The organism is Chryseobacterium sp. ON_d1 (assembly GCF_006829085.1).
Taxonomy (GTDB): domain Bacteria; phylum Bacteroidota; class Bacteroidia; order Flavobacteriales; family Weeksellaceae; genus Chryseobacterium.
In genome coordinates this window covers 276,033-288,698 of the sequence record NZ_BJTC01000002.1, presented here as the reverse complement: position 1 = coordinate 288,698, position 12,666 = coordinate 276,033, and the positions used below count along the sequence as shown (strand labels likewise).

The following is a 12,666-nucleotide window of genomic DNA, read 5'->3' as shown; positions in this document are numbered from 1 at the left end:
TGACCGTTTAATCTTCTATTTTAAATTCCACTACAGCATCCAGCTTGGGATATTTAGTAGCAGAAACAAATTTCTTTCCGGTACAGTCTATTTCCAGCCAGCCTTTTTTCTGTTTCACATCTCCTGCCTCCATTACAAAAGGAACAAAAGAGATTTCATCTTTACCATCTTCCTTAATTTCTCTGTACTGGACAGCGATGTCAAGAATGCATTCATGCTCCGTATTCAATTTTACATTCCTGTAAATGACATCATAATGGGTTTCTCTATTTTCAGGAATTTCCAGATAAGTTTCCCAGCCTGTAATATCAGAATTCAATTCACTCATTGCTTTTAAAGCATAATAAAGAGCAATTGTATAATATTTTCTGGTTCCTTTTCTGGTATAATCATCTACAAAGTGACCTCCCTCGAATAAAATAGTTGGCATCCCGGCTTTGATAAAATTATCTCCTGTAGAAGTCGGATAAAACTCATCCGAATATCTTCCGATCTGATTGGGAATCATTTCCTTCAAATGATTGTATACATTTCCGATAACTGCCATACATTTTTTCCTGTTTTCGGTCACAGTACGTTCTACATTTTCGGAGGGAGCCAAAAATGAAAGTGTAGCAGGATGAATACCGTCAGTAGTAAAGATGGTTCTCTGCTCATGAAGATTTAAGGCATAATCATATTTCTTGGAAGCAGCTGCTTTTTTCAGGAATTTAATCTCTTTACTTGCTTCATTATGAAAATCTCTGTTCAGATCAATATCGGCTGCATTCAGTCTGGTCCATCTTTCAGATCCGTCCGGATTCAGCATGAATATAAAGTCGAATTTTATTTTACTCAATAAATCCTCCTTCAGTTCGGGAGCTTTATCAAGGGTTACCAAAAGATCAAGCATAGCATGAGTAGCATTGGATTCATTTCCGTGCATTTGTGACCATGCCAATACCTGAATGTTTCCGGTTCCGATGCTTAACTGATAAATAGGTTTATCCAAATAGGATGTTCCGATCTGCTGAATGTAATCGCTGAGATAGGCCTGTAGATAAGAAAATAATTTTTCAGGGGAAATATAGCGATTTGAGAAATCGGGGTTTTGAGAGTAGATCTGTTCAAAATTCATTTTGAGAAATAATTTACAAGAATCAAATTTAGCCATTTTTGATCAAAAACTTAAATTAACATTTGTAAATATTAGCAAATCACATAAATTTACATTTGACATCTGTATTTTATTTAATTTACAATATTTAAATAGTGCTGTTTTTAAACTTAATTGACTGATTAACTTTTGTAAAATCATTAAACGACAGAGAATGACAAATTGTCTGTGGATAAAATTGTGGATTGTGAATAATTCAAAACCAAACATTTAAATATCTACAATTCAATACTTTACAAAATTTATTTAAATTATATTTATAATAATACTTGAAGTAATAATGAGTCTGTTTAAAAGCATTTAAGGACTATTTTATTAAACAATGAAAATGGGGAAAACATAGAAATTTATTCCATTATACAAATGTAAAATGCTTAAGAAATTTAATTCAGGTGAAAAGTTATGGATAACAGAAACTTTTTTAGCCAAATTTTCATTCATGACAAAATAAGTTGTTTACCAGGTAAATATTTCTTATCCACTGAGGCAAAAGTGCTCAATTAAGCATCATTTACATAAGTAATTTACAATTATAACTGTTGAATAACACGTATAGGAAGCATATAAGACACATTCAGACTATTATTTTCAAAAAAGAAGAGCTTTATGGGTTAATATTGTAAAACCACAAATTTCATGTATTTTAAGAGGTAAATAAACCCTGAAAAAGTTATTAATTTACAATATTAAACTAGGATATACCCTCTCAATCTCTGAGCTGTTAGAATTTGATTTGAAAGTTAAATACAATTGTAATCTATCTATAAAATACTGAATAATAATTATTTGAAATTAATTTACAGATGTATACAAATGAAATTTCATCATATTTACATTTGTATTTTGCATTTGTAAATTTTATATGTTACATTTGTAAAATAATTAAAGGCTTATTTTTATGAGTTTAAATGAAAGAATTTCCAAAATTATAGAGTATTCCAATCTTACTCCTTCTGAGTTTGCTGATGAAATTGATGTACAGCGTTCATCCATTTCACATATTACATCGGGCAGAAATAAACCCTCTCTTGAATTTATCATAAAAATAAAATCCCGTTTCCCGGAACTTTTATGGGACTGGCTGGTTACCGGTGAAGGTGAGATGTTGAAATCCCAACTGCCAGAAACAGAAATTAACGAAGAACATGCTGAAGAGGAGAAAATAAAAACGACTCCACTCCCCGACCTTTTTACCATGATGAATGATGATGAGTTTGGAAGTGAAGAAGCCAGGACAGAAACTCCAAAATCAAGTCCTGGAGAATCGGTTATACCAGCCCAGAATAAAGCTCCGGAAAAAATATCGGATTCTCAGCGATTAGAAAATCCCGGCGATCAGGTTTTAAGTCAACTGTTTGGTAATCAGCAAAGTAAAATAAAACGCATCGTTTTGTTTTATGAAAATGGAAAATTCGAAAGTTTTGAGCCTTAAAAAACCTGATCAAAGAAAATGATCAGGTTAAAAAATATTTGAAGAAGAAAACTAAAGCTATTGCTTTATTTTATTTTAAAAAAATATTAATGGTAATCAAGCTGATGGATTGATCATTATATGCCTGCTCCCATTTTCTATATTTACAAATTCAGACTATTTATAAGGGTAATTTACTGTGGCTTATCGTATGGGTAAGATCTTCATGACTGGAATTACCTCAGTCACTGAAAACATTTTCATGTGCTAGTTTTTTTATGGCTCTATCAAATATAAATATTTAAAATCAAATCAGCAATAAAAATAATATTATTTTAACATATAATTAATACAATACATGATTGATTGATTATTATTGATTTCATTTAAAATTCTAATCCTGCTCACACAGGAAAAACAGGCTTCCTAAATGGGTTAATTCCAATAAAAAAGACCTGCTAAATATGCAGGTCTGATAGATTTATGAAGAACACTATTACTTTTTTCTTCTTTCCAGTTCTTTCTTGATCAATCCAAGTTCCCTTCCGGTTTGTCCGGCTACAGAGGTGTTTTCCTGGGCTCTTCTCGTCAAATAAGGCACAACATCCTTTACAGGTCCATATGGAAGATATTTAGCCACATTATAGCCTTTATCTGACAAATAGAAGGTAATATTATCACTCATTCCGTAAAGCTGTCCGAAATATACATGTGGATTACTATTTTCAAGAGATTTGGCTTTCATTTTATCCATAATCAATTCTGAAGAGATTTCGTTATGGGTTCCGAAAAACGCTGAAACCTTGTCCAAATGCTCCATTACAAAGTCGATTCCCGCATTATAGTTTTTATCCGAAGCTTCTTTGGTAGGCTGAATCGGATCTGCATATCCTTTTTCTGCTGCTCTGGCTCTTTCCTTTTCCATATAAGCACCACGGACGATCTTATAACCGATGAAATAATTCTTCTCTCTTGCTCTTTGAAGATGAGCTTCCATATATTCCAGTCTTCCGGTTCTGTACATCTGGATAGTATTCCAGACGATAGGCTTTTGTTGGTTATATTTCTCCATCATCTCTTCACAAAGATGATCTGCTGCGTCCTGCATCCAGGTTTCTTCAGCATCTACCATTACTTTTTTATCATTTTCATGGCAAAGACTGCATACTTCATCAAATCTTTTTACCACTCTTTCCCATTCCTCTTTTTGGCTTGTAGTAAGCTCTGCTCCTTTTCCAACAGCTTCATAAAGATCAATTCTTCCGAAGGCAGTAGGCTTAAATACGATAAAAGGAATTGCAGGATTTCCTACTGAGAACCTTACAATGTCCTTAATCTCTTTACACACCGCATCAAAAGTTTCCTCATCCTCCTTCCCTTCAATAGAATAATCGAAAATACTTCCAACTCCTCTCTTGAACAGCTGTTTCACAACTTTCATACTTTCTTCACGGGTTTCCCCTCCGCAAAATTGCTCAAATAAAGTTTTTTTTACAATTCCTGTTACAAATGGAAAGTTATTGTGTACTGTGAAATTAAGGATAGATGTTCCAAGACTTGTAAGAGCGGGCTGTTCAATCATTTTAAACATCCAGTAAGCCTTTCTCAATTGTGCATCAGACTTGTCTGCAAATGCAATTTTAGTATCATTAAAAATGGGCATTCCTATTTATTAAATTTAGTTATGCAAAGGTAATAATAACCTCAGTTTATTTAAAAGAATTTTTTTATAATTTATGCTCTATTCCGTTTAAAAGCATTGCTATAATTCCTACAAAAACCCAGAAACGTAATATATTCAATGTAAGGAAGTTACTTTTCCGGGAAGCCTTTAAAAGAAGATAAATACATATGATCATCACAAAAAGACCTCCGGCAAAATAATATGCCATAAACCCGGTAATGCCGGTTTTTGCAATAAGCTTCATAGAAACTGCCATGGTAACCATCAATAAAGAGGTCAGAATAACTTTTGTATTTCTGGTTTTAAAATAATTGGGAATGGTAGTATATCCAAATGCTTTATCTACACTTCTGGTAAGGGTATCTTTCACAATATCAATACAGAGCAGAATAAGGAAAAGAAAAACGGCCATCAGGAATACCTTTTTAGAAAAGGTTTCGTAATACACCATCATTCCAAAAAACGGATACAGGGTAAGGCTGACAAAAGTAAGATTATTCAGAATCAGTATCCTGCTCAGTTTATGGCTGTAAAACCACATAAAGAACTGATAGACTACAAAAAAGACGAAAACATTATGGGAAATCATCCAGGCTACTCCCAAAGAAATAGCACTTAATGCCAGGTAAGCGTAAAGAAAATATTTCTGTTTGATGAAGCTCTGAACCCTTGTTCTGAAAGGCTTTACAACATGATCTTTCTCCAGATCATAGAACTGATTGATAATCCCGCCCGCCAGAATGGTAAGGACGGTACAAAAAATAATACCGTGTACTTTAAAATCGAATACGAATTTTCTGAAAGATTCGTCCTGGTTGAACAGGAAAAACGTAGAAACATAGAGGGCAAAGGTCAAAAGAGCGGCTACAAAAAAACGTGCTCCGAGCAGAAAGCCCACGAATTGTGAAAATCTGTAAAATAGAGATTTTGATAGATCGTTTTTAGATTGGAAAGTTTCTTTTTCAGAATTCATTCCAACCTGTTTAAAATCTGTAAATCACTTCTTTTTGGAAGCCATCAAGCATTTTTTCTGCTTTTGCATAATCTTTGGTAAACCCTAAAATATACCCTCCACCGCCGCTTCCGCAGAGTTTCAGATAATAAGCATTAGAGTCCAGTCCTTTTTTCCAGATATTAAAGATGCTTTCAGGAATCATAGGACGGAAATGTTCATAGGCCCAGTGCGAAAGCTTTTTAAGATTTCTGAAGAAAGGATTCATATCTTTTTTCAGGAAAGAATCAATACATGCATTATTGTAACGGATGAACTCTTCTTTCAGGGTTTTCCTGAAACCTTCTGTTTTCATTTTCTCAAAGAAGATCTGAATCATAGGTCCTGTTTCTCCCGTCATACCGGAATCAATCAGGAAAATAGCTCCTTTACCTTCTTCTCCATCCGGAATGTCTACCCTGTCTAAATTTTCTTTATTTTCGATAAGAATCGGTAGGTTCATATAACAGATCAACGGATCCATTCCTGAACTTTTGCCATGGAAATAACTTTCCATTTCACCAAAAACAGCTTTTAATTTTTTTAGATTATCCTTTGAAATACTCTCGGGATTCAGTTTACTGATTGAATATTTTTCAAAAATAGCAGCTACCAGCGCTCCAGAACTTCCCACTCCATAACCTTGCGGAATATTGGAATCAAAGAAAAGTCCGTTTGAAATATCTTTTTTGAAACTCTCAATATCCAGTTTAAAATCATCGGAAAGATCAAGTTTTGTAAGAAAATCAGAATATTTCTGCAGATGCCTGTTGGAATTAAGTTCAAATTCAGAGCTCAAATCGGAAAACTTTAGAGTCCCTTTATAGAAGCTGTAAGGTACTACAAGCCCCTGGGAATCTTCAATCATTCCATATTCTCCAAACAGGATTATTTTTGCATAAAATAAAGGGTTGGTCATTTTGACAATAAATCTTTTTGCAAAGTTAAAAATTATTCCGCTGAATATAAGCAAAACTCAGGCCGAATTGTCATCTATTTTACTTTCTTCAGTTCTTCTATTAAAATTACGGAAAAAATATGATAAATAAACATAATTTAAAAGATAAAATCCATGATTTATCCATGGAGGGTATTTTCATACTAAGTTTTTTTCCTAAGCTGTTACCCTATTCTTTTTTCAATAAAAAAAGACGCTAAAAATAACGTCTTTTTAATTTTATAATGTTTCTCTGTCTTTTCTCATTTTCACCTTCAGGAATCGGATTAAAATAAGCCCGGCACCGAAGAATATGGTCATTGACAATGCGGCAATACGCATATTGTTGAAATGTTCAATCAAGGTCGCAAAGATAAATGTTCCAATAATGATGGCAATTTTCTCCAGCACATCATAGAAGCTGAAGTACGTGGTATTTTCCATAGAGTTTTCCGGAAGCAGCTTTGAGTATGTGGATCTGGACATTGCCTGAAGTCCCCCCATTACCAAACCTACTACTGCAGCGACTCCGTAGAACTGATATTCTACTGTAGGATTTTCTTTATTAAGGAAATAGGCCCAGATACAAGCTATAATCCACAGGATGATGGCAATAGAAATGACATTTTTATTACCGATTCTCTTAGAAAGTCTTGAAAAAATAACAGCCCCGATAATCGCTTCAATCTGAATGACAAGAAGCGTTCCAATCAGTTTATCCTGAGCAAGATTGATCTCACTTTTCCCAAATAAGGTTGCCATCAGGAAAATGGTCTGCATTCCCACACTGTAAAAGAAGAAACTTGACAGAAAGAATTTCAGGTTTTTATCTTTGAAAAGCTCTCCCCCCACTTTAAACAGTTCATGAAAACTTTCTTTTGCAATGTCTTTATAAAAGCTCAGGTTATCTTTAAATACTTCAAAAAAGCCACCCTGCTCTTCATGTTTTTTAAAGATATTTTTATAGTTCAGTAAGACAAGATCTTTTGGAAGCTTATCTTTTACATCGCCAAATTGAGGAAGATGTTTGAAAGTATATTGAGAAAACCCAAACCACCATGCCCCTGTTAACAGGAAACTGATTCTTGTAAACAGTAATTGCTGAGCAGCTCCTTTGGCAAAAACCTGAATCAATACCAGACAAATTACTACTAAAACCACAGAGCCGATATATCCGTACACATACCCTCTTGCAGAAAGTGCATCCTGCCTGTCCGGGGTAGCAATATCGGGAAGGAAAGAGTTATAAAAAACTAAACTTCCCCAGAATCCGACACTGGCTGTAATACTGAACAGAAGTCCCAAGAATACGTTATGCATTCCTGTAAACATAGCCAGTCCCATACATGAAGTTGCTCCCAGATAGCAGAAGAACTGCAGAAAAGATTTTTTATTTCCGATGGTATCTGCTAAAGAAGATAAAAACGGCGACAGTAATACTACGATAAAGAACGATATGGTAAGTGAATATCCGTATACGGCATCCGGCTGATATCCTTCTCCAAAAATTTTGATTGTATGCCTTACCGGGACATCAATCCATGATTTGGTTTCTGCTACATATTCCTTTTTCTCATAAGCCGTGGTTAGGATAGAATAATAAATGGGAAAAATAGTAGAGGTAATGACCAGGGAATACACAGAGTTAGCCCAGTCATATACAGCCCAGGCTTTCATAATCTTCGGATTATTCTTTATGTTTTTAGGCTGTCGATTCTCAGTTTCAGACATTTCAAATATATATTAGTAGCACAAAAATAAAAAAACCATTAAGAAATGGATAAGTTTTTAAAAAAATTATCCATTTCTTAATGGTAATATATTCTTAAACAGAATATTAGATATTTTCAATCACGATAGCAGAAGCTCCACCACCACCGTTGCAGATGGCTGCGGCACCGTATCTTGCATTATTTTGCTTCAATACGTTGATCAATGTAACGATGATTCTTGAACCTGAACTTCCCAGTGGGTGTCCTAATGCTACTGCACCACCATTTACATTTACTTTCGCTGCATCCAATCCTAAGATTTTATTATTGGCTAATCCTACTACTGAGAACGCTTCGTTGAATTCGAAGAAATCGATATCTGAAATCTCCAATCCTGCTTTTTTAAGAGCAATAGGTAAAGCTTTAGCCGGAGCAGTAGTAAAGTTTTCAGGCTCCTGAGCTGCATCAGCATATGAAATGATTTTTGCAAGAGGCTTTAATCCAAGTTCTTCCATTTTTTCTTTTGAAACAAGAATCAATGCAGAAGCTCCGTCATTCAAGGTAGATGCATTGGCTGCTGTCACTGTCCCTTCTTCTTTTTTGAATACAGTAGGAAGTGTTGAAATTCTGTCGAAGTTTACCGCTTTGTATTCTTCATCCTCTGCAAAGATCACAGGCTCTCCTTTTCTCTGAGGAATAGAAACCGGTACAATTTCTTCATTGAATTTTCCTTCGCTCCATGCTTTTGCAGATCTTTTGTAAGATTCTATAGCGAAGTTATCCTGATCCTCTCTTGTAATATTATAATCTGCTGCACATTTTTCTGCGCAAACGCCCATATGCACTTTGTTGTATACGTCTGTAAGACCGTCAAGCACCATACCGTCCTGCATCTTGATATCGCCCAGTTTTGTAGCAACTCTTGCATTGTAATAATGTGGAACTAAAGACATGTTTTCCATCCCTCCTGCAACAATAACATCTGCATCACCGGCTTTGATCGCCTGAGCGGCCATTGTCACAGCCTTCATTCCTGAAGCACAAACTTTATTGACTGTCGTAGAAGGCGTATTGATTGAAAGACCTGCTCCCAATGCTACCTGACGAGCCGGCGCCTGTCCTTCTCCTGCCTGCAGAACATTTCCCATATAGATTTCCTGTACTTTTTCAGGATCTAGTCCGATTTTGTCTAATGCTCCTTTTACGGCAGTTGCTCCCAGTTTTGTAGCCGGAACTGTTGATAAGCTTCCCATAAAACTTCCCATAGGGGTTCTTACTGCGGAAACAATGAATACTTCTTTCATGTATATAATTTTTATTTTAGCTAAAGGAAACCTAAATTCCCTTTTTATAGTTTGAATTTATTTTACTTTCACATATACCACATCAAATTGGGTTCCTCCAATTTTTGTACTCACTTTCAGGAGATTATCCTGAGTGGCTACAATTTTGTTATTGAATACATCTCCTATCTGTGCGGGATCATTTTCATCAGATTTTTCCATGACAATTGCTTTGTAGTTACAATCATCCACAAAAACCAGTGTTGACTTGATATAATCCTTTCCATTATTCAAATATTCGGTCTGAATACTATCCTTAATGATCACATGCCATATTCCTTCAGGATAATTGGGCCTTACAAACTTTCCTTCCTTATATATGGGTACATTTAGGCGGATTCTCCAGCTTTTTCTGTTCAGTTGTCTGAGCATTTACATGTAGAGCAGCTGTAAACAAAATTCCTGCTGAAAAATAGTTGTAAGAAGTTCATTCTATATCTGTGCTCTATTTACTTTTTTACTTCCTCCTGTGAAAACCATTATAAAAGCACCTAAAAATTCTACAGCCCAACCCCATTTTAATTTTACAATTCCTGCAAAAGTTTCCTGCCAGGATTTGAATGGTAAAAAGCTGAAGTACTGTAAAGACTGCATTTTTACAGCCACCAGGGTAAACCCAAATAAAAGAATGAGCAGAATCCCGAAAAATCTCACGGTTTTCCCACTATTATTAACAATTCCAACCATAGCACATGCTGAAAAAACCCAGCAGGCAATGGCCAGATAATGATCTAGTTTCCAATAGTTCCAGTTCCCGATCACAGGCACATGTACCAGAGGTAAAAAACTGCCCACAATAACTAACAGCAGTCCTAATAACTGAATATTTTTCATATTTACTAAAGTGCCAAAATACAAAAAAAAACACACTTTTAGATCGTGTGTTTTAAAAATACAATTTTACGGTACAAACGTTCGTTAGTCGTAAAAAAACAATGCTATTTTTACTTATTAATTAAAGAAATAATTTATTTATTATTAAATTAAAAATTAACATTTGCGATTTCTATACCAATCTGAAGTCCATATTTTTTCTTCAGCAAAGCATTGTTATTGAAAGCAGGAGTAAAATCTTTCTGAACAAACAGATTAAATCCGCCATAACTGATTCCCAATTTTCCTCCAAAGATAAAATCGTTCAATCCATGCATCATTTTTTCCCTTTCTACAATTCTGTCGGAATATTCATTGGAGTATTTGATATAATTAAGGTTTCCTACTTTAATTCCTCCATAAATACCTAATATAAGGGCCAGCTGATTCTTCCTGTTATCCAGATATTTTACACCTTCATATTCTTTATATTTCGGAGATAAAACAAATTTCAGGTCTACCGGAATGGTTAAATAGGTACTGTAAAGAGCTGTTTTTTTAAGGTTTCCACGATCGAAATCACCTATAAATAAGCTGTTTTTATCCTGCTTAAAGACCTGTCCGTATTTGGGCGTATACAGATCAGACCTCATCCCAACCCCGAAACGATAAAAAAACGGGCTCGTATAGCTTCCTATCTGATTGCCATACCATAAGCCAATCTGCCAGGAATTGATAACCGTATTTTTGACATCTGAATCCTTATTGTAAAAATTGAAAGGTTCATTTTTTGCGGTCAGACCTGCTCCTATTATACCAATGGTAATTTCAAGTGTCTGCAGATAACTTTTGGGATTATTATTTTTCTGTCTTTCGTTGAATTTCATATTGATCCCGTTGAATCCGAGCCAAAACTGATTTTTTCCCGGTTTTAAAGAATCATTTGACTTAAAAACAGCATCTTTTACAAGTTCTTTGGTGGCCAGTTCAAGATGTTCTTTATTGGCGTCGATTTTTTCATTAATAATCTGCTGGTATTTGGTAGCAACTGCTGTACGTTGCTGTTGTTTTTCATCAGATGTGATTTTCTTTTTCTTAAAATCCTTATCGATTTTATCCAGTTCTGAATTCATCTTTTCTTTTTCAGCACCGACAATACTGTCGATTTTTTTTGAATAGAAGCTCAGATTATTTTCCGGAGATTCCTGAGCAAATCCATAACTGAAGATCATTACAGCAGCCAACCGTGTTAATTTTGTTTTCATATTTTACTAATTTTAAGACAATATTGAGGTTCTGTCCCTTTTTCTGGGGCAGTTTTTCTGTGATAAAAAAATGGTTGTTTATTTACTTTCCAGTGAATCGGAATAAACTGTCATCCCTAAAACCTTAAAAGAGCTGGGACTTTTAACCTTAATTTTAGTGATATCCAACGCACCGAATTTCCTGATGTCGGTTCTGTGTTCTTCCCGTTTTTTTTGAAATTCTCTGCCCTGCAGAAGCTCATCGGCCTTTATATATTCAGTCTTCTTCTTTTCTGCAATGGACGTCATTTCAGGCATTATTTCAATGCTTTTTTCCAGTACCGGAGCTTTAATTCTCTCATTGGCTACTATAATCTGCTCTTTCTGAATGCCGGCTAGTGTCTTTTCCTCTGCAATTTCTTCATGCTGATAAAATTCCGGAATGTCCAGATTTTCTTTTACCATTTTCTGATCTTTCCTGTTTTTTACTTCTGTATCGTCAGGGACATTTATATCAGGATTGGGAAGGGCTATTTCTACCTTTTCTTTTGCATGTTCTGTATGAGCTACAGGATTATTGAGATGAACAGGATGATTTTTGTTAAAATAAAGTAATGCGCCTAATGAAAGCAGCAGAACTACAACAGCAGCATATTTCAACCACCGGAATGGCTTTTTAGGGATCAAAATAGAACTCTTTTCTTCTTTCTGGTCAATTTGGTCTATCCTATCCCAAAGATCTGCGGAAGGCTTTATTTCAAGCTTTTCGTAATCAGATTTTAATTGTTTCAGGAGTTCTTGTTTCATTTTCTTTTGCTTTTAAAAATTCAGCGAGCCATTTTTTTGCTTTACTCAGCTGGCTTTTACTGGTTCCTTCGGAAATATTAAGGATCTTAGCAATTTCACCATGCTTTTTCTCTTCAAAGACATAGAGATTAAAAATCAGTCTGTAACCTACCGGCATATGGGAAAATATTTCTTCAATATTGATTTCTTTCGGATATTCTTCCGCATCTGTTTCACTGTAATCATCTGCAATTTTCACGTCTGCATAAAGAATATTTTTATTCTTCCGGAGGAAAGTGATAGCGTCATTCACAATAATTTTTCTGAGCCAGAACGGAAAGCTCTTCCAGTCTCTGCATTCATGAATCTTCGTGAAACATTTCATAAATGCACTCAGGAGAATATCTTCCGCATCATGAAGATTGTTAACATAAGAATTTGCAATGGCCAGCATTTTGGGAGAAAACATCTCGTAAAGAGCCTTCTGTCCTTTCCGGTCCTGCTTTTTAGCCAATAAAAAATTCTCTTCGATGTTCTTCATGGATCTGTTTCTATTGATAAGACGCTATGTTTAACAAAAGGTTGCCTT

12 protein-coding genes are annotated in these 12,666 nt (G+C 34.9%); 1 reads left to right on the top strand and 11 read right to left on the bottom strand.

What is annotated here, in order from left to right:
• Positions 1–7 precede the first annotated feature (7 nt).
• Complete coding sequence (locus CRS_RS04710; protein WP_142722925.1) at positions 8–1,117, bottom strand: M14 family zinc carboxypeptidase; 1,110 nt, start codon at positions 1,115–1,117, stop codon at positions 8–10.
• A gap of 937 nt (positions 1,118–2,054) precedes the next feature.
• Here CRS_RS04710 and CRS_RS04705 point away from each other — a divergent pair.
• Positions 2,055–2,588, top strand: coding sequence for a helix-turn-helix transcriptional regulator (locus tag CRS_RS04705; RefSeq protein WP_142722924.1), 534 nt, complete (start codon positions 2,055–2,057; stop codon positions 2,586–2,588).
• Positions 2,589–3,063: 475 nt separating this feature from the next.
• Here CRS_RS04705 and CRS_RS04700 read toward each other — a convergent pair whose 3' ends face one another.
• From CRS_RS04700 to CRS_RS04655, 10 genes are all read right to left on the bottom strand, one after another.
• Positions 3,064–4,230: a proline dehydrogenase family protein gene (locus tag CRS_RS04700; protein ID WP_142722923.1), complete on the bottom strand. Its 1,167-nt coding sequence runs from the start codon at positions 4,228–4,230 to the stop codon at positions 3,064–3,066.
• Between the two features lie 64 nt (positions 4,231–4,294).
• Positions 4,295–5,224 (bottom strand): UbiA family prenyltransferase, encoded by a 930-nt coding sequence (locus CRS_RS04695; protein WP_142722922.1) that lies wholly within the window; start codon positions 5,222–5,224, stop codon positions 4,295–4,297.
• Between the two features lie 10 nt (positions 5,225–5,234).
• Entirely contained in the window at positions 5,235–6,161 is a 927-nt protein-coding gene (locus tag CRS_RS04690; protein WP_142722921.1) for a mevalonate kinase, read from the bottom strand.
• A 258-nt stretch (positions 6,162–6,419) separates the two neighbouring features.
• A complete protein-coding gene (locus CRS_RS04685) occupies positions 6,420–7,910 on the bottom strand; it encodes an MFS transporter (protein ID WP_142722920.1) in 1,491 nt (496 codons plus the stop codon).
• Positions 7,911–8,016: 106 nt separating this feature from the next.
• Positions 8,017–9,195, bottom strand: coding sequence for an acetyl-CoA C-acyltransferase (locus tag CRS_RS04680; protein ID WP_142722919.1), 1,179 nt, complete (start codon positions 9,193–9,195; stop codon positions 8,017–8,019).
• A gap of 57 nt (positions 9,196–9,252) precedes the next feature.
• Complete coding sequence (locus tag CRS_RS04675) at positions 9,253–9,606, bottom strand: hypothetical protein (protein WP_142722918.1); 354 nt, start codon at positions 9,604–9,606, stop codon at positions 9,253–9,255.
• Between the two features lie 60 nt (positions 9,607–9,666).
• Positions 9,667–10,068, bottom strand: coding sequence for a hypothetical protein (locus CRS_RS04670; RefSeq protein ID WP_142722917.1), 402 nt, complete (start codon positions 10,066–10,068; stop codon positions 9,667–9,669).
• A gap of 149 nt (positions 10,069–10,217) precedes the next feature.
• The gene (locus CRS_RS04665; RefSeq protein WP_142722916.1) at positions 10,218–11,312 is read right to left on the bottom strand and encodes a hypothetical protein; all 1,095 of its coding nucleotides are present in this window, start codon (positions 11,310–11,312) and stop codon (positions 10,218–10,220) included.
• Between the two features lie 78 nt (positions 11,313–11,390).
• Positions 11,391–12,098: a hypothetical protein gene (locus tag CRS_RS04660; RefSeq protein ID WP_142722915.1), complete on the bottom strand. Its 708-nt coding sequence runs from the start codon at positions 12,096–12,098 to the stop codon at positions 11,391–11,393.
• The gene (locus CRS_RS04655) at positions 12,064–12,618 is read right to left on the bottom strand and encodes an RNA polymerase sigma factor (RefSeq protein WP_142722914.1); all 555 of its coding nucleotides are present in this window, start codon (positions 12,616–12,618) and stop codon (positions 12,064–12,066) included. Before CRS_RS04655 ends, CRS_RS04660 begins: the two co-directional genes overlap by 35 nt.
• Positions 12,619–12,666: the final 48 nt, after the last annotated feature.